Genomic DNA, 24,409 nt, shown 5'->3' on the forward strand with positions numbered 1-24,409 from the left:
AAATGAATTCACGTTAGTTTATTTTAATAATGCGCTTGATATGAGCGGTTTTGTTACATATACACGCCTGATTGTGTCAAAATATGTAAAACGGACTGCGGAAAATTTATAATAAAAAAAGAACGCTTTTCATTTCTATAATCAGTATTATTTACTTTTTCATAGAACTGTATATTGCGCGTCATTCAACTGGCAGCCATCCGTGGCATTTTACGTTACAGATGAGCCTGCTGCCGCTGCTGTTCTTCAGTTGTGGCCGCATTGGCAGCATGTGCCTCAACACCGTGTTCGTGGCGCTGCTGATCCTTGACTTCTATATTGCGCATGACTGTCAGTTGATAACCGACGGTACGCTGGATGCGATCATGGGTACGAACCGGCATGAAGCCGCGTCCATGCTGGGCACCGTGCCGTGGTCCGCCTATATCGCGGCCGTGCTGGCGCTGGGCCTGGTGGCGGTCCTGTCATGGCGTCTGGGTCGGTGGAACCGGCGCGCGGTCATGATTGCCATGGTGCCGCTGGTCCTGACGGGGGGCTATAACAGTTGGAAGCTGTACGCCAACTGGCCTTTCCATACCGCGAAATGGACCGATATCGTCTATCGCAGATATATTGCATCGGACCTGCGTGACCACGCACCGGGGGTCGTTGGGGACGTGACGTATCTTGCCATCATATCGACGAAATGGGTGAAAGACAGGCGCTTTGTCGTCAGGGCGCATACTGTCACTGACCGTCAGGTCATCGGTCGACATGCAGGCAGGGTGCGCAACATCGTCTTTATAATGGGGGAGTCCTCGCTGGCGTCGCGTTATGGCGTGTATGGCTACGACAATCAGAATACTACGCCCAACCTTCAGGAAATGAAGGACAGGAAACAGATCTGCGTATTGGCGAAGGTCCATACCAACGCCCCCATGACCCGTTATTCGGTGCCCATGAGTTTTTCATTCCAGACGCCGGAAATACGCGAAACGCTGTTTAACGAAAAAAACATAATCGAAATGGCGCGTGACAACGGTTACAAGACCTTCTGGATTGCGTCACAGGACGGGAAGGGACCATATGCGCGCCCGTTCGGCTATCTGTCTGAATACAGCGACTATACCACCCGCCAGGATTATAATAATGAAACCAACGGCGTGAACTGGAAGGATGAATCCATCATGCCTGTGCTGGCGGACAAGATGCATGATCCGGCGCCGTACAAGATGTATGTCGTGCATATTATGGGCAGCCACCGGAAATATGACGACAAGGTCACCCCCCGCGATGTGCAGGCCCTGCCCGACGCCGACACGTATGACCAGTCCATCCACCATACCGACAGCATCGTGCAGCAGATCATGTCCATTGCGACATCGGAACTGGGCGATTACACGATGATCTATACCTCCGACCATGGGGAAATCGTGAATGTAGGTCATGGTTACCAGTATGGTGGTTATGACCAGTATATCATTCCCATGATCATCCATGACGCAAACGGTGTGGGCACCTATTGCAACATGGCTGAACAGATGCGCAACCATGACGGGTATTATACCTCCATCATGAACAAGTACCTGTTGCTGGACATGCTGGGGTATGATGTGGACCCTGCCGCCATGGATGCGGCACGCAGCAGGGATCATGTGTTGCATGCCGATTCAAAAGTATACAATTACAATAACCTGCCAACCGAGAAAAACTTATGGTGACCAGATGCCGGTTTTGATCCAACAGACTATATGAAAATGAAGAAAGGGTTTTTAGGCGCTGCCTTTTTGAAAAAAGGCAGCGTTCTCTGAATCTTTTTTAAAAAAGATTCTTATAATGCGCAGGATGTCTCGAAGGCAGGCTTTTTAAACAATTCCAAGGAACCCGTTCCCATGTCACCTGATCCCACCCGTCCACGGTGCCGATGGGCGCAGACGGATGCAATGATGATGGCCTATCATGATAACGAATGGGGCCAGCCAGTGCATGACAGCCGTCAGTTATGGGAAATGCTGATATTGGAAAGCTTTCAGGCCGGACTGTCATGGCGCACGATCCTGAAACGGCGCGAAGGGTTCCGCCGTGCCTTTGCCGGGTTCGATCCCGACAGCGTAGCCCGTTTTGGGAATGCTGACATCACGCGCCTGCTGGCCGATCCGGGTATTATCCGCGCACGCGCCAAGATTGTCGCCACCATTGGCAATGCCCGCGCCTATATCGCCATGCGTGACCGGGGCGAGGACTTCGCCACCTTTGCATGGGCCATGGTGGGCCATGCGCCCGTGCATAATCCCGGACCGGTTCAGGCGTCATCTCCCCTGTCATACGCCATGTCCACCGCATTGCGGGCGCGGGGTTTCCGTTTCGTCGGTCCGGTCACGGTCTACGCCTGGATGCAGGCCGCCGGGATGATCCACGACCATGAACCCGGGTGTTACAGGCATGTATTGCCTGCTGGCGAATAACCTACACGCTCTGGTCAACCGCCTTTTGTTTCCAGCACTTCGGTGCCATTTTTCCACGCCTGCTGTCTGGCGACCATCATGTCGGCGCCATGGGCCGCAAGCGCAATGCAGCCAACCTTGCCAGGCAACTTCAGGGGCAGCCATCAGGCCCGCGGCACTGGCCATTTCCGCAGCGCCAATGCCCATCGTGGCCAGACCTTCGGCCCTGTTGATACTTTCGTGGCCTGGTAGGTATCGCCCGGACGACACTGACGAGTTGACGTTCGCTCATGGTGAATATCAAGGCGGGGTGCTGCTTGATATCTGTGAAATACAGGCACAAAAAAAGCCCGCCACGCCGGGGAAGACCCCTTGGCGGGCGGGCCAGTCAGGCGGCACGCATGTTGCCGCCATTTTTTAGGGGTTGCTTGTTATTCGCCAGCCACCCGCTGCTGGGTGGTGGCATCTGTCTGGCCCATCTGCTGCCAGCCCGCGCGGGCGTTCAGCGCGCGGTGGCGGATGGCCGAAGGCAGCAGATCGCGCAGGATATTCATCGCCGCGCGTTCCGACAGGCCGGTCTGGTTGGAAAAGCGTTGCAGTTCCGCCGGCCTGAACAGGGCATGGATGGTGCTTTCATCCGCGACTGACGTGTTGTCACGCTCCTGCCATGTGCGGATCAGCGGCAGCATGCCCAGTTCCTGCGCGCGATGTTCCAGCATGCTGGGCTGGTCCGGTGCGGGCAGGGGACCAAGAATATCGTTCAGCACCGACAGTGCCCCCGAACGGTCGCCCTGTGCGCCGGTCAGGAAATCACCGATGGCGGTGGTCATGTTGGAGATATTTCCAGTCAGGCTTCGTGAGATTTTCATGTGAGCCTCCGAACGTCGGCGGGGTGGCCGGGCCTGTGCCACGGCATACCCCCGGAGTTTGCGGGACGGCGTCATTTACCCTGCACGGTGTCCCGGCATGCAGGTGAAAGATCGGCAATCCGGCGTTGCATGCAGGCTTCGACCAGTCTTGTATCCGGTATGTCCAGCGGGCATAGCCGCAGGGCATCGACCTTGCACGCCGCGACCTGTTGCGGTGTGCCGGGATCGGCGGAATATGCATTCGCCGGTAGTGCCGTTCCCAACCCTGTCACGATCGGGAGGGCGCAGAAAACGGATCGCCTCATTATCTGTCCTCCTGTCTGTTTTCCAATGGGGTGGTATGGAGCAAACGTGGACTGTCGGCATGGGTTTGCCGCCATCATGGCCGCTGCGGACACATTGGTGTGACCTTGGGAATGCCCGCCCGGCCGGACCATGAAACGTCAGCCCCGCGCCACTACATGCGCGGCGTGCCCGATGCTGCTGATCCCTGGCTGTCCGCCGATCGTGGGCCGGATATGCCATGGCTGCCTGTGGCATTCGCGCCCGGCGCGCCTGCTTCGGCATGATTTTCACCCGCGCACGAAATGCAGAAATCTTCCCCGATCTTTCCATGGCTACACCCGGCCAGTGGTAGTGCAAACCCCAGCATAAGGGGCAGCAGGCGACGGGTCGCCCTGATACGGGGCAGGTGGTTCATGGGCACGGCTGGCACGTTATCCTCCATCTGTTATGGGGGGAGGAACGGCACAGCCGCGCTGGGGTTGCATCCTACCACATGGGCGGCGGCGGCATCATCGGGGGTGGGGGCGGTGGTGGGGGGCCGTAAAACCGCCCCATCCGCATGGGTGGCGGCGGCGGTGGTGGCGGGGGCGGCGGCGGATAACGCCGCATGTAGTGCCGATGATGCGGTGGCCCCCATGCCGGTCCCCATGGCCGTGCCCATGCACCGACAGGCAGGGCTACGATAGCCACCATGCCTGCAATCAGGGTCCCCTGCCGCAGCGCGCCGCGCAGGACGGAAAGGACAGAAGGGAAATTATGCGGTTTCATACCAGTATGACACACTGTCAGTTGGGCAGCAGTAGGGAAATATCAGGGCACAAGATGACGGTTTAATGGCCGCGAGGCACAATCGTCCACCCCGCTACCTGCCCGCCGGGTGGCAGGCGGCACAGGCCGTTATGCCCATTATCACTTACCTGCCATGTCCCGCCCCGGCGCGCGCAGTCCGCGGGCGGAGGCGTGCGTCGGGCCATGAGCGCGTCATCACACGCGCCCAGGCCCAGAAGCGCTGCCAGCGCCACGCCACGCAGGGCGGCAACCCCGATCATGCGCGCGGGGGGCATGTCATGGCGTGGTGGTGGCGTGATCCCGGCGGAACAGTGCCCATTCTTCCATCACCGTGCCATCGGGCAGGTGGCACCAGCCTGTCACGCCCTGCGATGTGGTGCGCATTTCCACCGTGCCGCCACGCTGCTGGCAGTAAACCGAGGCCGGATTGGCCATGCCGATGCGCGATGCATGCGCCGGGGTATGATGGCCGGTCGCGCACGCGCCCAGCAGCACGATACTGCCAAAGGCCACGCACCGCGCCAGCCGCCGCATGAAGGGAAAGGAATATGTCATGGAGCCTGTTCGCCTTGCCTGTCGTGTTGCACATGTCACTGCCGCCATCAGGTATCAGCAAACGCCTGATGGTGCCAGCATGCGATGCCATCGGCGCTGGTCAGGATGCGAACAGTGGGGACAGGGCGTTTCCGTGGCCCAGCGCACGCAGCATGCTGCACAGGTTGGGATGATCCATCACCGCGCTGTATGTCACACGGGGCGGCCTGCCGCGTCGTACCACATCAGCCAGTCAACCGTGCCTGACCCACCGGCCACGTATTCCACCCACAGTGTGTCCCCCGTATCCGCCCATGTCACCAGTGGCGCAGGCGGCACGCTGCTCCGCGCATGGCCAGTGCCATGGGGGCGACCCGATGACGGATGGCTGCTGGGTCTGCCCTGGCGGCCAACGTTCGCACAATCGCGGCTGGTCGTTTTTGATGTGGGGCGTGTGGCTGATGGGTCCGGTTGGCCAGCGTAATCCTGCCCCAGCGGATACCGGACGGTTTCTACGGCAGTTTCGTACCCGATATTTTTCTTGCCCCGCGGACAGGCCCATGACCTGTCAGTCAGCCTTTGTGGGTATTGCGCCCGAATTGGGGGGTGCTGCTGTTCCGGGAATACGGGGCGCGTGGACTGGGGCGTGTTTGTTACCGGCGACGGGTTGATGCACGGCGGAATCTGGGCCTTCCATGTGTGTGGCTGCTGTTCAATGGACTGGCGTTGATGCTGGCGATTCTGAGTGTGGTTTGCAGGGGCAGGCGGGGTTGTGGATCGAACCCGTTCTTGCCAACGCTCTTATTGCCATCGTCTTCACGATTGGGGCGATAGGCCGCACGGTCCCGTCATGCAGGATGTGGTCGAGCGGCGGCGGGGGAGCGCCTTTGCCGAAGACCAGCATGACCTACGAATGTTTTTCCAGGTCTTTACATGGATCCGGACGGGCTATTTCTTTATCAGGGGTAGTGCCGTCCGAACGGGCACGCCTGCCAGAAAACATCATTGGTCCGATCAGCCTGCTGGCCATGGTCCCGACCAGCTTTCAGGAGAAGGCGCTGTTTCAGTCTGGACGACGCGCAGGCCCGGTCTGTGCGCCCATAAGTCGCGTAAACGATTACGTTTTTTTTGAAGAAAGAACGCGTGGCGCAGTCTGTTTTCAGGCCATGTTGTTATGTTTCAGGCAACAGGCTGACAGCCTTCATCCATTCACCGGTATGGTCAGCACGGCACCCGGATTTTTGGTGGTTTTTGAAAGCTCCATCAGGATCTGCAGCATTGTAAACCCAAGTTTGCTGGGAAAATCGGTATCCGATATATAATAGAATTTGTTATTGTATTTTATTGATACAAAAGAAAGGCGCGGCCGTTCATTACTGACATGAACAAAAACCGTTGGCTTTGTATTGCGTCCTATCAGGATGATCTTGGGAAGGGTACGCCCTGAATCAATATCTTCCTGCGGAACATCGATCTGGTAGGCAATCTGCCCTAAAACGCCCAGCATTGTACGGGTAAGCAGCCTGATCTGGCCATGTTGCGGCCTTCCCGCTCCGTATATGACTTCGACACGTTCATCTTTCGGACCCATTTCAAAAAAGCGCCGTGTCGACTTCACAACTTCGGCCAGAAGGGGGTCCGTAGTCGATGATACCGTAAGGAATACCCGGTCAAAAGCCGGGGTTTTTCCTGGTATTTCCTCGCTATGTTCAAGTTGTATGCCCAGAAGGCCCGCAATCTGCAGCCGACGCAGGTCATAGATCAGTTCGAAAAATTCAGGCGAACCCCGGCCAACGTCGCCCCCGATGGAGCCCGCGTTATTGATAAGATTGACTGACTGGACCGACAGGCGGAACAAAATATCTATGGGCAGCCCCCCCATGGCCAGGGGCAGCAGGCTACCCGGCGGAAGCGGGCGCAGGAAACTCTGCGCATAGGCATCACCCGTAACAGGCTGGAATGTAAAAGTCGGACTTTCCTGTATCTGCGCCCCGATAGCGCCCGCGGGCCTGATCGGATTGGAGTCCGAGCCAACACCGATGGAAATATTGCGCTGCAACTGGTAGCCGGAAATCAGCTGGGTCGTGTCCAGAAAGCCCGGCGTGTCGGCATATCTCAGCCGGACGACATTAAGGAGTGTCTGTTGTTTGGAAGATCCAATCAACGCCTGAGAATAGTCAAGTTGATCATGGTCCAGTCTCTGGGAGCCAACGCCATAACATCCACCCAGCAATAAAATGAGCGGCACCACCGTAATTTTTTTCATAACAATAGAACTCTACATTTCTTAATATGACGTATTATCTTGTATTTTCACTGCTTTTCGATGGTGGTCGGGCGACTGACTTCATGAACTGACCTGATGATACCCTGTCATGGTAACACGTGACTTTCTTGAATTGTAACGACATTGATTTTTATCTGGCAATGACGATAAGCACAATCGCCGTCATTTCATACATATTTTTCAATAATATAAGGCAGATACCCCAGAACGGCACCCCGGCTGCCGGAGTGTAAGGCATTATTAAAATAACGTAAGTTATACTGAATCTATATGCAGCCATGCCAAACGGCCATGAACCCGTGCCCCGTTGTCGTCGGTTTCGGGGGAACAGCCCCGCCATACCGGACAGGAGAGACAACAGGTCGGACGCTGGCGCACAGCATGCCCTGGAACCGGGAGGATACAAAATGTGTCAGATGTGAAGAATGCAAATATGGTCCTGGGCGCGCTGCCTGTTTCAGCCGCAGGCATGGCAGATGAAAACAATTTCCAAGGGGTAGGGTTATTATATAATAATGCGTTATCTGACCGGCACGGCTTCATCATATCCTGTGCAGGGGAGAGAATTTCGCGTATTGAACAGGATTGCACGGTTGGCTAAAATTTCCCGTAAGGTGTCTCGTACCATGAGTAAACGCTTTTTCGCCTTTGTTCCGGCACTCCTGCTGACTGGCCAGGCGTATGCAACAGACGTGAAGCTGCCCGATAATACCCCGGCAAGCGTGACCGTCCAGACACCCTGCACAAGCGAGAGCTACAGGGAATACGAAACCTGCATTTCCGCTATCCTGAGCCTGCCATCCAACCGTGGTGGCGATATCGATATCAGGGCGATCGAGAGCTTGCTGCCAAAAGACATCCAGAAAGCCGCCATCATAAGCGGGATCACGGCAGCACCGGTCGTGCCAATGACGGTGTCGTTAAAACATTATGATGACAGGAATATCATCTGGTCTTCAACGGATACGCCACTCGATCATATCATAATTCCAAATAACGGAACCTATCAGGTCGTACTGACCACTGCTGATGGCGGAAAGACATGGGGCATTCGGGTTATTATCGAACAGCCGGGATCGATTGATCAATAAAATACAAGTAACTTATTGATAATTATTTTTTAAATATCATAATTTCAGTAAGTGAAAACAATATATCCTGAATTCCTGTGTGCGGGTCAGGATGCGCATGCCGGTCATATTGCCATGCAATACGGTCCTGATGCCTGCATTACCGAGTAAGATCCTGCACCTGCGAGCAGGCCGCCCGGATGGTTGTAAAAAGTTCTGCACTGATCCCGGCAGGAGGATGCCGGACCGACCACGCCCAGTGCGACAGGATGCGCATTCCACACTGCATGGATGCCTATAGACCGGTCGATTGCACCTTCTGTTCCGGCGCAATGCCACGGCAGGGCATGTGCCCGCTGAAAACAGTCGATCCACATGCATGGCATTCCGCTGGCCTGATGCCGCCTCGATATTTCGTTATTAAAAAAAAATGATATATATGGGGCGACAGCCGGTCTGGGCATGGTTTCCCTGTCCCGGCCTGTCACCACAAAAGCTGAAGGTCGCATGGATACGCATACAGAAAGGGATACCGGCATGCAGGGTTTTCGTTCCGGCCGGAGCATGCCGGTCAGTTCCGCGCGGTGCAGGCGAAGGGCAGGTGGCATGAAACTGCCCACCGTCGCGTTTTCAGTGCTGCTGGCCTGCACTGCCGTTTTGCCGGGATATGTGCATGCCGCACCAGCGCATACGCAGACCGTAGCCCCCTTCAATCCCCTGCGCGGGGACCGGGGCTATGGATGGACCGGACAGACGCGGTCCGAGGTGCTGGGTACGCATGGCATGGTGGCGACCAGCCAGCCACTGGCGGCGGATATCGGGCTGGATATCCTTAAACGCGGTGGTAATGCCTTTGACGCAGCGATCGCCACCGCCGCCGCCATCAACGTGGTCGAACCGGAATCCGCCGGGATCGGGGGCGACCTGTTCATGATCGCGTGGGTGGCAAAGGAACATCGACTTGTCGCGCTGGATTCCGCCGGGCATGCGCCATCGGGAGCGACGCCGGAACGTTTTAGCAGCCGGGGCCTGAAGGAAGTTCCGTACACAGGCATTGAAGCCGCCGTAGTGCCCGGCACCGTGGCCGGGTGGGACGCCATCCGGGCCCGTTATGGCACCATGTCGTTCCGTGACACGCTGGAACCCGCCGCCCGCCTGGCGGAAGACGGGTTTGGCGTGACCGAAAGGGTGGAAGCCGAGTGGGAGGAATATGCCAGCCTGCTGGGCAAGGATCACGATACGGCGTCGGTTTACCTGCCGCATGGCAGACCACCGGGACTGTATGGTGTATTCCGCAACCCCGATCTGGCCCGTGCATTGCGCCTGCTGGAAACCGGGGGGGCTAATGCCTTCTACCGGGGACCGATCGCGGATGCCATCGTGAAGAAATCACAGGCGCTGGGCGGCACATTCACGCCCGCGGATTTCGACCGGGTCAGACCGCAATGGGTCAGGCCGCTGACCACGTCCTATCGTGGGTACGACATTTATGAAATGCCACCCAGCACACAGGGCGTTGCCGTGCTGGAGGCCCTGAATATCGTTGAACAGTGCGGGCCCAAAATCGGGATCAATCCGCGCGGGGAGGGGCCACGTTCCCCACTGTTCTGGCACCTGCTGATCGAAGCGAAGAAAATCGCCTATGCCGATCTGCGGCAGTATGTCGGGGATCCGGACTTCGTGTCCGTGCCGACCACGAAACTGACCAGCAAGGCCTATGCCCGGTCACAATGTCCCCGGATCAACCCGCGCCATGCCTCTACCATTACGGCGGATCGCGACCCGGTGGGGGGCACCGTGTACCTGACCACGGCTGACCGCGAGGGCAATGTCGTCTCGCTCATATTCAGTGTCTATGACGAATTCGGCTCTGGCGTAACCGTGCCCGGCTATGGCTTCCTGCTCAACAACCGTGGCGCGCAGTTCAGTCTTGATGAAAAAAGCCCCAATGTCATCGCCCCGGGCAAGCGGCCGTTCTATACGATCATTCCCGGCTTTGTGCTGAAGGGGGGCAGGCCGTTCCTCAGCCTCGGCGTGATGTATGGCGACCAGCAGGCGCAGGGACAGTTGCAGGTGCTGGAAAACATGCTCGACCTCGGAGCCAACCCACAGGCCGCATCCGACGCCGCACGGTTTTCTCATTCACAGTCCAGCAACCATGTCGTGCTGGAATCCGGACTGTATCAGGCTGTCGGCCCCGCGCTGAAGGAAATGGGGCATGAAGTGGATGAAGGCAACGGCCTGATCATGGGCGGTTATCAGGCAATCATGATCGACCCCCATTCGGGCGTGTATCGCGGTGCGTCCGACCACCGCAAGGATGGCGCAGCCGTAGGGTATTAGGCGACCCCGCATTTACATGGCGCATTGGTAATACAGAGTGACCCCGGCCGCACCGGAATGGCGATCCCGGTGCGGCGACAGGCCCTGAAAGCTGCGCATAACTCCCTGTCTGATAAGGAAGTTTCATGCGATCTTGAGCAGGAATCCCTTTGTCATGTGTCGCTGACTACATATCCGTATATAGACAGACACAGCCGATAGCTCACCATTCCGACATGCCGTCACATGCCTGCGGGCCAATCCGGCTCCGAATGCAGGGATGGCTGTAGGCTGGCTGACAGAATAAATGGGGGCTACTGTGCACCGTGCTTTACCAGATCATAAATCCGTACACGGAAGAAACGCCACGAAACAGTCTGAAAAGTCAGTCCAGGAAGCATCCTGCAATCATAAGGAAGTTTTGTGGTGAAGCTTTTTTCAGAACGCGTCAAGAAATGCTGCCTTTTTGAAAAAAGTCAGTAACTATCGAAAGTATAAATGAGAACCTATACGTTATACATGCCTTAAATCGTATAACCGATCAGAATTTTTCTGTTTATTCTGTAATTTTTACAAGTTGCTCAAGTCTGCTTTCGGAACGTAGTATTGTCGAATTGTGTTTCCGAAAAGAAGGCGATTGCTGTCCGTCTGCTTGTATGCGCAGGCAGTCACCCCCGGCAACCTCCACCATCCGCCACCCATACCGGGGCCGCCAGCGCATTGCGCGATGCATCAACAGGTGCTTAACCTGCGGCATGACACGCACCCCCACGGGCGCCCGGCACGCGCCGGCACGCAGCACACGCCGTCCTGTCCATACGGGCCATGCCGCACGCGGCGGGATTGTAATGGCGCTTGTGCTGCTGGCCGGGTGCGCGGGGCCGGTTACAGTACGGCATGTGTCGCTGGTTCACAGCTATCGTGACAGCGCGCGCACTGCATTGCAGGGTGGCAGACCGGGCGATGATACGATGATCGTGCTGCGCCGCCACGGGTTGCTGCCCGCATGGCGCAGTGATCCTGACCGGGCCATCGCAACCCTGCGCACGCAGGCGAAGGACCATGATGATGAGGCCGACGTGCTGTTCGCGCTGGCGGAACTCAGCTACCGTCAGGGCCTGCGCCACCACCATGTGCAGGATTTTCTTGCGGCGGCGGTCTATGCCTATGCCTTCCTCCAGCCCGGGCAGGCGGACAGCCCCAGCCCGTATGATGAACGTTTCCGACAGGCATGCGACCTGTACAACCTTGGGCTGACAGCGGCCTTTCCTGCCCCGGTCAATATCACGGCGCAGACCCGCGTCCTGCCGTTTGGTGATATCGTGCTGGATGCCGACCCCGCGCAGCTGCGCTGGCACGGGCGGCTGCTGGAACGCCTGCAGCCCACGGCGACGCTGGGGGTTGGCGGCATACCCAATGTCTATCGCACCCCTGGGCTGGGTGAACCCCTGACCGCGCTGGCCCGTCCCGATCCTGCATTCGCGCCGCCGCCATCCGCGCCCTCTGTCCCGCATGACGCGAAACACCTGACCCAGCCTTCCGCCGTGGCCGACCTGACCGGCCCCGCGCATGACGATGCCCTGCGCGCCATCGCCACCCCCGCGCCGCATGACGGCGACACCCGCACCAGCGGCGACCCCACAGGCAGCGGAGCCAGCACCACAGGTGATGGCAGCTTCAGCGTATCGGACAGACTGCGCGTGCCTGCCAGCCTGCTACTGGAAATAGACGACCCGCGTGCGCAGGTGCTGGGTATGCACCTGACCGGGCGGCTGGTGCTGCGGGTGATGGATGAAAGCCCGGACACCCCCATCGGCCATGCCCGCGTGCCCGCCGAATATGACCAGACCGCCGCCCGTGCGCTCAGCCTGGTGGATACCGCGCTGTGGACAAAGGAATATCGCGGTTTCTTTGACGGCACGACCTATGACGGCACGCGCCCGCGCCTGATCGCCATGACGCCGCACCGCCACGGCAACATGCCGGTGGTGTTCATACACGGCACCGCGTCCAGCCCGTACCGCTGGGCCATTATGGTCAATGACCTGCTGGAAGACCGGCGTATCCGTGACCATTTCGATTTCTGGTTCTTCTCCTACGCCACATCCAACCCCATCCCGTATTCGGCATGGCAGCTGCGGCATGCGATCACGCAGGCAGTGGACAGTCTGGGCGGGGTGAAGGCGGACCCGGCGCTGGGACATATCACGCTGGTGGGACACAGCCAGGGCGGGCTGCTGGCGCGCATGCTGGTCATCAACCCCGGTGACCGGCTGTGGGACGGCACGGCCGGACGGCCACTGTCCTCGTTCCATCTGAACGACAGCACGCGCGACCTGGTGCGCGAAACCATGTTTCCCACCGCCATGCCCGAAATCCAGCGCGTGGTGTTCATTTCCACCCCGCAGCATGGCAGCTACCTTGCGGCCATGTCCATCGCACGCCTGGTCGGCAGCATGGTCAGCCTGCCGGTGCGCGTGACCGAAACCGCGCGCGACATCGTGACCGGGGCAGGGGACAGCACGCACCTGAACAACCGCGTGCTGCGGCTGGGCAGTGTGTACGCCATGTCACCCCGCAGCGCGTTCATGCGTACGTTGCCCACCATACCCATGGCCCCCGATGTGCAGGCCAATTCCATCATTCCCGTCTGTGGCAACCCGCGCGACCTGGCCCATGCCGATGATGGGGTGGTAACTTATGAAAGCGCGCACATCCCCGACGTGCAGTCCGAACTGGTGGTCCGTAATTCCGAACACTCCACCCAGTCCAACCCCGCCACCATAGCCGAGGTCCAGCGCATCCTGCTGCTGCAGCTGGCCCAGAACCCGCTGCGGGACATGCCCCCGGCGGCAGCCCCCGGCACACCCCGCCATACGCGGCGGACCGTGGTGGCGCGGCCATGACATGCCCACATGGACAGGATGCAGCCATCAATGGGACAGGTGGGCATGCGTCACATGGGCCACCCGACCGTCCCGCCAGGCCGTGCGGGTGGCATCGGATGTGGTACTGGGGCACCCGTGCGTTACAGGGGGCGGCCCTGCTGCCGGGTGTGGGAGCGCTGTATTATTCCACCGTTGAACCTGATGCACTGCGGCTGGGGCTGTCGATGGCGTTTCCCGCCATCATGGTTTGCGCGCGCTGGCTACGCCCGACGGGCCTGATCTTTCCGGTGCGGGTGATGACGGTGAGCGCGCTGGCGATCTGGTACGTGACCGACCCGCCGCGCAACGACCGGGTCTGGGCGGGTGAATACGCCGTCCCGGCCGATGCATGGCGGGTGGGGGATGTGGTGCATGTCCGAAACGTGCGCAATTTCCGCTATCGCACCGAAACCGATTACATTCCGGCATGGTATGACGCGACGTATGACCTTAACCGGCTGGACAGCGTGGACCTTGTGACCTCCTACTGGGCGGGGGAGGCGATTGCGCATGTGTTTCTCAGCTTCGGGTTTTCCGATGGCAAGCATCTCGCCATGTCCATCGAAACACGCAGGCAGGCCCGTTTCCCCTATTCTACCATTGCCGGGTTCTTCCATCATTACGAACTGTTCTACGTCACCGCCGATGAACGTGACCTGATCGGCGTGCGCACTGACGTCCGGCGGGAACGGGTGTACCTGTACCGCCTGAACATCGCGCCCGAAGTGCGCCAGCGCCTGTTCCTCAGCTACGTTGGCGCGATCCATGACATCATCTACCGCCCGGTATGGTACAACACCCTGACCGACAACTGTACCACTGGCATACTGGCGCGTGCGGGCGCGCGGCTGCGGTACCGGTTTGACTGGCGCGTGATCCTCAGCGGTCATACGGCGGCCATGGCGTATGATATGGATCTGCTGGGCCCGTATGATCCGAAACGTTATCCCGGTTTTGCAGCGGTGCATGACGCAAGCCGCATCCACCGCTCACAGGATGCAGTGATCGGTCCCGACTATTCCGCCGCCATCCGTGCAGATCTGCCTCCGCCGGAGAGACCGCAGCCCTGACCCCGAGGCCGGGGGCCACCGCGCGCCATGGGCGGTACGGCCCCGTGGTTCTACATGCGGCATTCCCGCCTATTCCTGATGTGAGGGGCACGGACATGGCCCCTGCTTATCGGTGCGAAACCATAGAACGTCCGGACGGGCCTGTTATCGGCATGCCGTGACAGGTAGGCGGGGGTGCGTACGCGTCGGTTTAGACAAATATGTACAAATTAATGCTGCAAAGTGGAAAAACCTGCCCGCCATTTATGGACCGGGTGGTAACAAAAAATGCCATACGCTTTTGTTCATTACGATTTATAATATGGAGCGCCCGGCGAATTTCCTGATAAAGGTGAAAAATTACTATCGTGAACTTGGCCAGATGTTCGGTCCGGACTTCGTGGCAAAAAGCTTCGTCATAGCGTTTGTGTTCGAAGGCCTGATGATTACCGTCATCACACAGCCGAGCCGACTGTTGCATCCATTCACGACAGTCATGACCATCGCGATGTACACGATCAGTTCCCTACTGTTCCTGTTTACCAAGGCGGGATGGGAAGCCTTCAAGGACCTGTTCGCAAGCAACAGTATCGTGTTCATGTCCGCGTTTTTCTGGGCACTGCCTGCGTTCCTTGTAAACGCCAAGCTGTGGACATCATCCATATTCCTGGAGACAAATAACGATCCATACCAGACTGGACGGTGATATCGCATACCGCACCAGATCCAAACTTATGATCATGGTTATTACGTTTCATTACCTGATTGCCTTGCCCATCCTATCCATAATAATGATGATAAAAGGGGTACGGGGCCTGTCGCCCATGCTTTCATGCTGGTCTCGGCGTCCTATATTGCCTTTGGCCTGCTTGCGGGGCCTGATTATCCGCAGGCCCGTCATCAACGCTCGGATACAGGCTGCCCGGCCGGACAGATACTTCAACACCCTGATTGAAGAACGCCTGCAGCCGCTGATGAAACATCCGATCATCACCGGTGAATGCACCCTGACCGATAACTACCCCAATGCGCTGATGTTTGATGGTCATGAAATCATGATTATGGAGAAGGGGGATCATGTCATCGCGTGCCCTGATGAAATCGCAGATGTGCTGTTTGACGTTCCTGAAAGTGAGGAAAAGCAGAGATATGAATTCTGGGATGGCGGGAGGATCGGCACGATCACTGCGTGCGAAACCGCATTGTCCAGCATCCGTAACCAGCGCAAGAGCCGCGAGGCCGGCATTACGTTTGAAATGAACGATCCCGGCCACACGCAGATATTCTATCGCACCGGGCTGGGCGACGGAGCGGTGGAAACCTGCAGAAAACGGGATGTGCTGCTGAAAAAGGCGGGCGCATGCCCGTAATGCGGCCAGTGTCGCGCATGCGGGTTGCAGGCAGGCGATGATAGGCCCATCATCCGCGCCAGAACGAACCGTGGAGACGCCCCATGCCAACCCTGTTCACGCCGCTCAAGGTCGGTGCGCTGACCCTGCCCAACCGCATTGTCATGGCGCCGCTGACGCGCCTGCGCGCAGGTGCCGGGCATATTCCCAACGACCTGATGGCCGAATACTATGCCCAGCGCGCGCTGGCGGGACTGATCCTGTCGGAAGCGACGCCGGTCACGCCACAGGGCATCGGGTACGAAGGCGTCCCTGGCATCTGGACAGATGCGCAGGCGGAAGGGTGGAAGAAGATCACATCTGCCGTACACGCGGTGGGTGGGCGCATTTTCATGCAGCTGTGGCATGTCGGACGAATTTCGGACCCGTATTTCCTGAAGGGGGAAGCCCCGGTTGCCCCCAGCGCGATTGCGGCCAGGGGGCATGTCAGCCTGTTGCGGCCGATGCGTGATTACGTCACCCCCCGCCCCCTGCGCACGGAAGAGATCCCAGGCATTGTGGATGCCTTCCGCCATGGCGCGGAACTGGCGAAGGTGGCCGGGTTTGATGGGGTGGAAATCCACGGCGCGAACGGTTACCTGCTGGACCAGTTCCTGCAGGATTCCACCAACCACCGCACCGACCAGTATGGCGGATCAATCGAAAACCGCGCGCGGCTAATGCTGGAAGTGACCGACGCCGCCACTGCCGTGTGGGGCAGTGACAGGGTGGGAATGCATCTGTCACCGCGCTGCGACCTGCATGACATGGGGGATTCCAATCCCGCCGCAACGTTCGGCTATATCGCCACCGAACTGGGTCGACGCGGAATCGCCTTCATATGCGCGCGTGAAGCCGAAGGGCCGGACAGCCTTGGCCCGCAGTTGAAGAAACTGTTTGGCGGCGTGTATATCGCCAACGAAAAGTTCACCGGGGCCAGCGCCGAAAAAGCCATTGAGGCCGGACGCGCCGACGCCGTGGCCTTTGGCCAGGCCTTCATCGCCAATCCCGACCTGCCCGAACGTCTGCGCGCGGACGTGGAGCTTACGCCACCGGACCCATCCACCTTCTACACCCATGGGCCGGAAGGCTATATCGACTATCCCACCATGGGCGCGGCGGGAGACTGATATTGCCGTTTGAGCGATAAAAACAAAAGTTTTTGGACGCTGCCTTTTTTTTAAGGGCAGCATCTTTCGAAGCTTTTTGAAAAAAGCTTCACCAAAAACTTCTTTATGATCTGCACGATATCCCGGCTGCCAACACCATCATGTGAGGAGCCGCTTTTGCGATTGCATGCCGTTCTACCCGTTCTGCATCATGTCGCCGGCCAGCTGCAGGGAAGGGACAGGCATGATGTATATGAACCGGTTCATGCTGCATGCCCTTGTCGCAGGGGGACTGTGCGCCAGCATTCCTGCCCATGCGCAGGGGCATGTGGTCATGACGCCCAAGCTGGACTGGATGACGGCGGCGCATCTGGCGATCGAGGCCGTGGATGCGTGTGCGAAGCAGGGATATTCCGTGACCGCGACCGTGGTGGATACGACAGGCCACCAGCAGGCCGTCATCAAGGGCGATAGTGTGCCGTTGCAGTCGCTGTCGGTGTCCTATCGCAAGGCCTATACGGCCTATTCCTATGGCATGGCCTTCAACATGGATACCACCAGCGCGCTGATCGCGGCCAAGGTGACGGGACCGGCCAACGGGGCGCTGAATACCATTCCCGAAGTCCTGTTCGTGCCCGGTGGGGTCACGTTGCGCCGGGCGTCGGACCATGCCGTGCTGGGCGGGATTGGCGTGTCCGGCGCGCCAGGCGGGGAAAAGGACGAAGCCTGCGCACAGGCTGCCGTAGCGAAATACCGCACGGATTTCCAGTAATGCGCCCCACCGGCGGACCGCATGCGACCACCGTGGCGTGACACCCGCGCACCAGGTTGTTGTCAGCATATGACGGGATGCCGACAGCCATGAAACAGGACAAGCGTGCATATGTGCGCGGCGGGTTCAAAGCCTAATTAAGGGATTTCGACAAATTTAGCAGGAGTATCCGGATTTTTCGTCTATTGCCCGACAAGACATGCATGTGATGGCATGGTCCGGGCGGTAGCCAGCGAGAATGGACATTCCTGCCCACCCGGTACATCCGTACAATTCACGCCTTACCCTGATGATTCCCATCAACAGGGGATAGCCCGAATGGTATCAGGTTGAATGCAGACCGGTCCTGGCATGCCATTCTTCCAGTGATCCATCAAAAATGCCGATATGTCTGAAACCTTCAAGTTCCAGTCCGAGCGCCAATCCGGCTGCATTGATACCGCCCCCACAATACAGAACAATATCGTCGTCTTTTTTCAGATTGAGCCGCTCCGTCTCACGTCTAATGGCTGTGGGATCAAGCTTGCCGGCATCATCAAGCAGACCACGATATGGAAGGTTGTAGCTGCCCGGTATGGGAGCGCAATGTGCGTCGCTATTTGAATTCGTTATTGTCAGGGCACATATAAGATGTGCCGGTCTACGTCCCTGAACAATATCGACCACTTCAGGAAATGACGTGAAACTTCGCGGTGCAATCGGTGTGGGTATCCATGATCCGGTCTTGGGATCAGCCGGGATGCCGTATTCCAGGGATCCTCCCTGTTTTTGCCATTCTGTCAGGCCACCGTTCAGTACGGCCACATTCTGATGACCATATACCCGTAAAATCCACCATATGCGCGCAGCCCAGGCGCCGGTCAGGGCATCATAGATAACTATTCGATTATGTGGATGCAGGCCAAGTTTTCGCGCGGTTATCCCTAATTGGGTAATGCCGGGACAGGTAAATGCAAAGCGGGCGCTGGGGGCGGAAAAGCCGTTGAACAGGTCCGCAAACCGCGCACCGGGGATATGTCCTCCATGCTGGAAACATGCTTCACCCGGTTGATAGGTTACGCTGCCATCTGTTTCCACCTGGCGAACGACGCGGGCATCCAGAATTACAAGGTCAGGACTTTCAAGCCTGCTCATCAGCCAGTCAACCGGTACAAGAAGTGGTAAATCACTATTTGTCGTATGTGTCATGATGACGGATCCTGTTCCACGATATGGGATGTTATTAGAAACCAGCACTGATGGAACCAAAATAAGATCGTGGCGATCCCGACATGATCGACTGATAGTCACCGCTGAGCGGATTTCCGTTTTCGCCCATCTGTGCGACATATTTTGTATTGATCAGATTGTAGACGTTGAAACCAACAGTCACGTCCCGTATCAGGCCATAATTCCCAAAACGATAGCGTGCGCCAAGATTTGTCATCCAGTAGCTGGGAACCCAGGTATCGTTCACGTAACTCAGATAACGGCGGGAAATGTAATTGGCGTCAAAATAAGCTTCCGCCCCATGATAGGTATATGAAATCCGTGCCTTGTACATAAGTTCAGGGTAATTGACGACTTTCTTTCCCTTCAGCGCATAGGAAACGCCGCTGCTGGCGACGTTCTGGCCATAAACTGAATGATTGTAGCTGATACTGTTTGTAATTGATAATCCTGCAACTGGCTGGACAGTCAGGGCGGCATCCAGACCATTCATTGTCACGCTACCGACATTGATCAGGGTCGAGACTGGCGAGATGATCGAACCCGACGTCAGGGATTGCAGGCGGTTGGAAAAATCAACATGGTAAAGGTCAAGTGAGGCACTGAGCAACTTCGAAGCATAGCGATAGCCAATGGTGTAATCCCAGTCCGTTTCGGGTTTGAGTCTATTATGAATCTGCTGGAATGTCTGCTGGTTGGTAACGCCCCAGGCAGATCCATATTCATATGCGCCGTAATCGTACGCCCGCATGTTTTTTGAAATATCAAAATAGACTTCATGATGCGGCAGAAACGTCCACAAAGCATTGAAGTGTGGCAGGGCAGGGGCTGCCGATGTCAGTGAACCACTGGCCAGCATCGCCTGACCGGTATAGGCGGCATCGTTTTCCTTGGCACCCCCATGTGTCGTGACAAGCAGCGATTTGAATCCGGCCTGCAGTCGAAGTGAAGCCAGGATCTGGAAGACATCTTCCAGATGGAACTGGAAAGTATTCGTATTGTATTGCATGCCCCAGTTCTGCTGAAATGGTGTCCCGAAGCGGTTGGCAAGTGGATTGATCGGGCTGCCCTGTCCCAGCAGGGGTTCCTGATACATGAATTCACCAATGGAATTGGAATTGTTTTCGTACCAGACGCCACTTTCAAAATGGTGGCGGCCGAACCGATATCTGACGGTGGAAGTCAGGCCAAAACGCCGGGTCTGTGGCTGGATGACCAGTTCGGACAAGGGGGCGCCATTTGGCGACGGCAGATAGGGGTCAGTCCAGGTGGACCACTGTCTGGACCCATGTCCATACACGGTTGTCAGCCAACGGATATGCTTGTTCAGTTTGAAATCGAAATTCAGGCCACCAAGATATTCGCTGGATAACGTAACCCCGTCATAATAGGAGACATCCGTAGCGCCCGGATAATTTTGCAAGTTTTTGGGAAAGATACCCTGAGCCGCGCGGTAGGCCGCTGTATAGTTGGGATAATAAAAATCGTTCCGCTGCCCCAGGCTGGACAGGATATCCAGCGACTGATCGGCGTAAGAGAAATAGGCCTGTTCATCCCAATCGAAGAAGGCAGATATCTGGCTTGATTCGCCGACAGGCTGGACAAGCTTCGCATTCAGCTGCTGATTGAACTGATTACCGCTGCCTTTCCACCTGCTCTGGTCGGATCGGACATAGGACACATAGAATTTCGTGCCGGAAGGATTTAATTTTCCACTATCGAACCGTACGAAGGTCCGGAACGTGTCGCGACTTCCGAACATCTGGGAAACCTTTCCCCCCATACGGTCGGCAGGGTCACTGGAGAAATACTGGATGGCACCACCAAGATTTGTCGTTGCAGGGGTCGCGACCATCCCGCCACCGTCCGAGACGGTAATATGGTCAATATTCTCCGATGTGATGGCAAAATTCGCCAGTAGTCCATTATAGGTATTATATTCCTGGGCACCAAGCGGTACGCCGTCGAGTGTGACGCCAAGCTGGGCCTGTGTAAAACCGCGCATCCAGAGGTTTGATCCCCAGCTTTCATTCCCCAATGCATCATCGGATACAAAATTGAGTCCCGGAACCTGATTGAGCATCTGCATCGGGTTGGTGCCGGGTGCATAATGACCAAGGGAATTCTGGGTTATGACTTCGAGCGCGCCACCTGCCTGATGCCGGATCGCAGTGACCACGACGTTCTCACTTTGTGGCGTAGCCCTGTCTGCAGAATGTACGGCGGCATGTGGTCGGGCAGTTGAATCCGATTCAGATTTTTTACCGGCAGGGCTGGGGCGCGCGGTCGGTGACGGTTGGGGATGAGATGATATGGTCTCGGCGTTTGTTTCCCCTACGGCAAGAATGGACAGGAAAAACAAGAATGTGCCCGGGCGATATGTCTGTTTCATCTGATATGGTCCCGCAATTCATAATAGGCTGCATAAATCAACGGAATATACCGTGGATATATATTAACCCTCCCAAAACAATACGATCATAATAGTTTTTTAAAATAGATTGTTGTTATGCACGCTGATAGTCGACATGAATTATGAAGTGCATATATTCGTGTCAGAACTCATTCGGACAATTGCCGTGCTCCGCCGCTGCGGACGCGGAATATCTGTTTTGTGGTGGGTAAGCCTGTTCAAAAGCCCGTTTTTTTCGAATAATTCCGCGGATCGGGTCGATGGAATCCGTCGCTCTGCTGGTGTGCCGGGCCGGTCAGCATATCAGTGGCGTAGACAAGGGTACTGGTAGGGTGTCAATGGACTTCAATGCCATTGACGGGCAGAAGAGGGGTTGCCTTCGCGGCCATCCTGTTCATGCGATACTATCCACAAACCCCGGCATATTCTGCAAAAGGCGGCGGCAGTCGCGGTAACTGCTCCCTACCGGTAATCTGGCATGACAATATCGGGAGCCCTTCCGGAATACGCTGGAGCCCCCGGTGTTGATGGTATCCTGCCTGTTTTCTTAACGTATTACATAAGTAATAAATAGATGATTGCATTATAATTTGGCAATTATGGGCAGATGAACCACAATATCAATTATCAGCCAGACATGAGAGCGCATCGACGAATTCCATTGTAAAGGATGCAGGCCCCCGGGCCCGTTCAGCCGCCTGTTCTGCTGCGATGGCATAAGCTGCGTGTGCAACCGTGGCTGCTTCCAATGGTGTCGCGGCAACACGAAGCAGTGCAGCGACCAGCGCTCCCAGACTGCATCCGGCTCCCGTGATACGTGTCAGCATCGGTGAGCCGCCCGGAACCAGCCTGACCGATGTACCATCCGTAATGTGATCAACCGGGCCGCTGATCGCAACCACTGCACCGGAACGGCGGGCCAGGTCGCGCGCGGCAGCCAGCGCAGCCGCGGGAGAGAGCGTGGCCTCAACACCTTTTGTGCCGCCAGCCCCCCCCGCCAGTGCCATCAGTTCGCTTGCGTTGCCGCGAATGACTGCCGGGCGGTAGGTCAGCAGTTGCCGGATCACGTTGTCATAGGTCTCCGCCCCAGCCCCCATGGCGACCGGGTCTAGCACCCATGGAATGTTCTTGTCCTGCGCGATGCGTGCGGCAGCAAAAAGCTGCTCCGGCGGGTCTGTTACCTGTGCTGCTGCGTTTATCCATATAGCGTCAGCGTTGCTGGCAAAAATTTCGACAGCCGATGGAATCGCCCCAATCGCCGTTACGGCACCAGCAGCCAGCAGGACGTTGGCGCTGAGGGTCGCCGCGATATAATTGGTCTGCCCATAGATGAAAGGTTTGCGCACGGGTAGGGCTTGCCAAGTCTGGCGGACGTTGTCGTGTTCCCATGTTACATGTTTCATCAGGGGACTCCATTCATCCGGGCGGCACTTTGCGGGACCCGGTCGCGCCATGCGCCGCGCGCTGGTCGAGCCAGACCCAGATGGTTGCGCAGGGTCGTTCCTTCGTATGCTGTCCTCACCACATTTCGTCGTCGTAATTCTGGCAGCAGCAGTGCGATGATATCTTCAAACGCACCGGGTACATGGGTTGGAATGATCATGAAGCCATCTGCCGCCCCCAGTTCCTGCCATCTGATCATCGCATCGGCTACCTGCTGTGGAGTGCCGACCATGTTGCCCTCACTGCGCGCGCCATACCATTTGCCCAGTTGGCGCAGGGTGGCGTTCTCACGCTGTGCAAATTCAACGATTTCGCGATAATGCCCATCAATGCCAACCTCATCGAGAGGCGGCAGGGGACTGTCGAGATCATATTGCGTCAAATCGACATTGATATGGTAGGCAAGGCGTGAAAGGCCCGCTTCGGGCAGGACGAGGTCCTCGGCGATCTGTTTTTTGCGCAGCGCGTCTTCTTCGGTCGTCCCCACAATAATGCAGGTTGCGCAGAGGATTTTGAGCTGATCGGGATCGCGTCCGTAAGCGGTAGCCAAGGATTTCATGTCGGTATAGAAAGCAATGGCCGATTCAAGGGATTCATGGCTGCAGAAGATCACGTCTGCCCAACGGGCCGCAAAATCACGCCCGCGCGATGACGCGCCAGCCTGAACGAGAACAGGGTAACCTTGCGGTGGTCGCGGGACAGCTAACGGACCACGCACCTGCACGTAAGTGCCGCAGTAGGACACGTCTGAGACTTTTTCCGGTATTCCGAACTGCCCCGTCTCCCTGTTTTCGACGAGCGCGTCATCAGCCCAGCTATCCCATAGGCGTGTCGTCGCCTGCAGGACTTCCTCTGCCCTGTCATAGCGTTTTTCCCGTGAAGGCAGGCGGTCCATGCCAAAATTCTGGGCTTCTGCATCCTGAAAACTGGTCACGATGTTCCATGCGGCCCGGCCACTGGACAGATGATCGAAAGTGGCAAAGGAGCGCGCAATATTATAGGGCTCATTGAAACTGGCGGACATCGTTGCCGCTAGCCCGATATGGCTGGTTACGCCCGCCATTGCCCCCAGTGCGACCATTGGGTCCAGTCTGGGCGTGCCCGCGCCCCAGCTTATGGCGGGGGCAGTGCTGTCGGACATGCTGCGGGGAACAGCCAGCGCGTCGGGAATGAAGATCAGGTCAAAGCATGCATTTTCCAGCATTCGGGCGATCCGGGCATAATAAGCGGCTGAAAGAAAATCAGGTGCGGCACCCGGCTGGCGCCATCCCGCCGTGCCCTGAGGGCCAGCATTCAGGAAACCGGCGAGACAAATCTTTCCCTTGATCGACATATGTACATCCCTGTTGTCTAGACTGATCTTTGGAATGAAATTTAGCGATATATAATCGTTATATTTTTCACGATTTCTATTATTAATCATATTAATTGTTGAATAAATAAACTCTTGTTGTCTATCGTGATAGCCGAAGGGCATGACGGCCCACGCATGACCCGGTTTGCGGCGGAAGGATGTTCGC

General features: G+C 57.2%; 22 protein-coding genes. 11 read left to right on the forward strand and 11 right to left on the reverse strand.

All coding sequences use genetic code 11. The features are described 5' to 3' along the window. Positions 1–221 precede the first annotated feature (221 nt). Together ACE2AA_RS03210 and ACE2AA_RS03215 are read left to right on the forward strand one after the other, a co-directional pair. Complete coding sequence (locus ACE2AA_RS03210) at positions 222–1,700, forward strand: phosphoethanolamine transferase (protein WP_141299049.1); 1,479 nt, start codon at positions 222–224, stop codon at positions 1,698–1,700. Between the two features lie 171 nt (positions 1,701–1,871). Beyond that, a complete protein-coding gene (locus ACE2AA_RS03215; protein WP_395371122.1) occupies positions 1,872–2,444 on the forward strand; it encodes a DNA-3-methyladenine glycosylase I in 573 nt (190 codons plus the stop codon). A gap of 410 nt (positions 2,445–2,854) precedes the next feature. On the opposite strand, the gene ACE2AA_RS03220 is transcribed toward ACE2AA_RS03215, so the two are convergent. The 3 genes from ACE2AA_RS03220 to ACE2AA_RS03230 all read right to left on the reverse strand — a co-directional run bounded on the left by ACE2AA_RS03220 (position 2,855) and on the right by ACE2AA_RS03230 (position 4,007). After that, positions 2,855–3,253: a hypothetical protein gene (locus ACE2AA_RS03220; RefSeq protein WP_227000568.1), complete on the reverse strand. Its 399-nt coding sequence runs from the start codon at positions 3,251–3,253 to the stop codon at positions 2,855–2,857. Between the two features lie 110 nt (positions 3,254–3,363). Then, positions 3,364–3,597, reverse strand: coding sequence for a hypothetical protein (locus tag ACE2AA_RS03225; protein ID WP_141259844.1), 234 nt, complete (start codon positions 3,595–3,597; stop codon positions 3,364–3,366). 152 nt (positions 3,598–3,749) lie between these two features. Continuing rightward, positions 3,750–4,007, reverse strand: a complete 258-nt coding sequence (locus ACE2AA_RS03230) for a hypothetical protein (RefSeq protein WP_395371125.1) — start codon at positions 4,005–4,007, stop codon at positions 3,750–3,752. On the opposite strand from ACE2AA_RS03230, the gene ACE2AA_RS03235 reads away from it, so the two are divergent. Further along, positions 3,991–4,263, forward strand: a complete 273-nt coding sequence (locus ACE2AA_RS03235; protein WP_395371127.1) for a hypothetical protein — start codon at positions 3,991–3,993, stop codon at positions 4,261–4,263. The genes ACE2AA_RS03230 and ACE2AA_RS03235 overlap by 17 nt on opposite strands. Before the next feature lie 144 nt (positions 4,264–4,407). Here the strand turns inward: ACE2AA_RS03235 and ACE2AA_RS03240 are convergent, their stop codons facing one another. The 4 genes from ACE2AA_RS03240 to ACE2AA_RS03255 form a co-directional block, all read right to left on the reverse strand. Then, on the reverse strand, positions 4,408–4,641 hold the full coding sequence (locus tag ACE2AA_RS03240) for a hypothetical protein (RefSeq protein WP_395371128.1): 234 nt from the start codon (positions 4,639–4,641) through the stop codon (positions 4,408–4,410). A gap of 1 nt (position 4,642) precedes the next feature. Continuing rightward, positions 4,643–4,921, reverse strand: coding sequence for a DUF333 domain-containing protein (locus ACE2AA_RS03245; RefSeq protein ID WP_395371130.1), 279 nt, complete (start codon positions 4,919–4,921; stop codon positions 4,643–4,645). A 192-nt stretch (positions 4,922–5,113) separates the two neighbouring features. Continuing rightward, positions 5,114–5,239: a hypothetical protein gene (locus ACE2AA_RS03250; RefSeq protein ID WP_395371132.1), complete on the reverse strand. Its 126-nt coding sequence runs from the start codon at positions 5,237–5,239 to the stop codon at positions 5,114–5,116. A gap of 862 nt (positions 5,240–6,101) precedes the next feature. Further along, complete coding sequence (locus ACE2AA_RS03255) at positions 6,102–7,166, reverse strand: hypothetical protein (protein ID WP_141299057.1); 1,065 nt, start codon at positions 7,164–7,166, stop codon at positions 6,102–6,104. 536 nt (positions 7,167–7,702) lie between these two features. On the opposite strand from ACE2AA_RS03255, the gene ACE2AA_RS03260 reads away from it, so the two are divergent. From ACE2AA_RS03260 to ACE2AA_RS03295, 8 genes are all read left to right on the forward strand, one after another. After that, the gene (locus ACE2AA_RS03260; protein WP_395371135.1) at positions 7,703–8,278 is read left to right on the forward strand and encodes a hypothetical protein; all 576 of its coding nucleotides are present in this window, start codon (positions 7,703–7,705) and stop codon (positions 8,276–8,278) included. A 585-nt stretch (positions 8,279–8,863) separates the two neighbouring features. Continuing rightward, positions 8,864–10,600: a gamma-glutamyltransferase gene (gene ggt / locus ACE2AA_RS03265; RefSeq protein ID WP_395371137.1), complete on the forward strand. Its 1,737-nt coding sequence runs from the start codon at positions 8,864–8,866 to the stop codon at positions 10,598–10,600. 734 nt (positions 10,601–11,334) lie between these two features. Continuing rightward, the gene (locus ACE2AA_RS03270; RefSeq protein ID WP_395371138.1) at positions 11,335–13,485 is read left to right on the forward strand and encodes an esterase/lipase family protein; all 2,151 of its coding nucleotides are present in this window, start codon (positions 11,335–11,337) and stop codon (positions 13,483–13,485) included. A 98-nt stretch (positions 13,486–13,583) separates the two neighbouring features. Next, positions 13,584–14,576: a DUF4105 domain-containing protein gene (locus ACE2AA_RS03275; RefSeq protein ID WP_395372107.1), complete on the forward strand. Its 993-nt coding sequence runs from the start codon at positions 13,584–13,586 to the stop codon at positions 14,574–14,576. A 301-nt stretch (positions 14,577–14,877) separates the two neighbouring features. Further along, entirely contained in the window at positions 14,878–15,261 is a 384-nt protein-coding gene (locus tag ACE2AA_RS03280; RefSeq protein WP_395371139.1) for a hypothetical protein, read from the forward strand. Between the two features lie 163 nt (positions 15,262–15,424). After that, positions 15,425–15,925: a hypothetical protein gene (locus ACE2AA_RS03285; protein WP_395371141.1), complete on the forward strand. Its 501-nt coding sequence runs from the start codon at positions 15,425–15,427 to the stop codon at positions 15,923–15,925. 83 nt (positions 15,926–16,008) lie between these two features. Further along, positions 16,009–17,073, forward strand: a complete 1,065-nt coding sequence (locus ACE2AA_RS03290) for an alkene reductase (RefSeq protein ID WP_395371143.1) — start codon at positions 16,009–16,011, stop codon at positions 17,071–17,073. A 232-nt stretch (positions 17,074–17,305) separates the two neighbouring features. Next, positions 17,306–17,824: a heme-binding protein gene (locus ACE2AA_RS03295; RefSeq protein ID WP_395372109.1), complete on the forward strand. Its 519-nt coding sequence runs from the start codon at positions 17,306–17,308 to the stop codon at positions 17,822–17,824. A 324-nt stretch (positions 17,825–18,148) separates the two neighbouring features. Here ACE2AA_RS03295 and ACE2AA_RS03300 read toward each other — a convergent pair whose 3' ends face one another. From ACE2AA_RS03300 to ACE2AA_RS03315, 4 genes are all read right to left on the reverse strand, one after another. After that, positions 18,149–19,012 carry a sulfurtransferase gene (locus tag ACE2AA_RS03300; RefSeq protein ID WP_395371145.1) on the reverse strand — a complete coding sequence of 288 codons (864 nt, stop codon included), beginning with the start codon at positions 19,010–19,012 and terminating at the stop codon, positions 18,149–18,151. A 34-nt stretch (positions 19,013–19,046) separates the two neighbouring features. Continuing rightward, positions 19,047–21,395: a TonB-dependent receptor domain-containing protein gene (locus tag ACE2AA_RS03305; protein ID WP_395371146.1), complete on the reverse strand. Its 2,349-nt coding sequence runs from the start codon at positions 21,393–21,395 to the stop codon at positions 19,047–19,049. Positions 21,396–22,066: 671 nt separating this feature from the next. Beyond that, complete coding sequence (locus ACE2AA_RS03310) at positions 22,067–22,849, reverse strand: hydroxyethylthiazole kinase (RefSeq protein ID WP_395371148.1); 783 nt, start codon at positions 22,847–22,849, stop codon at positions 22,067–22,069. Then, positions 22,849–24,366: an LLM class flavin-dependent oxidoreductase gene (locus tag ACE2AA_RS03315; RefSeq protein ID WP_395371150.1), complete on the reverse strand. Its 1,518-nt coding sequence runs from the start codon at positions 24,364–24,366 to the stop codon at positions 22,849–22,851. The genes ACE2AA_RS03310 and ACE2AA_RS03315 overlap by 1 nt, the downstream gene beginning before the upstream one ends. Positions 24,367–24,409: the final 43 nt, after the last annotated feature.

Origin of the sequence: Komagataeibacter diospyri (genome assembly GCF_043995075.1) — a bacterium.
Taxonomy (GTDB): Bacteria; Pseudomonadota; Alphaproteobacteria; order Acetobacterales; family Acetobacteraceae; genus Komagataeibacter; species Komagataeibacter diospyri.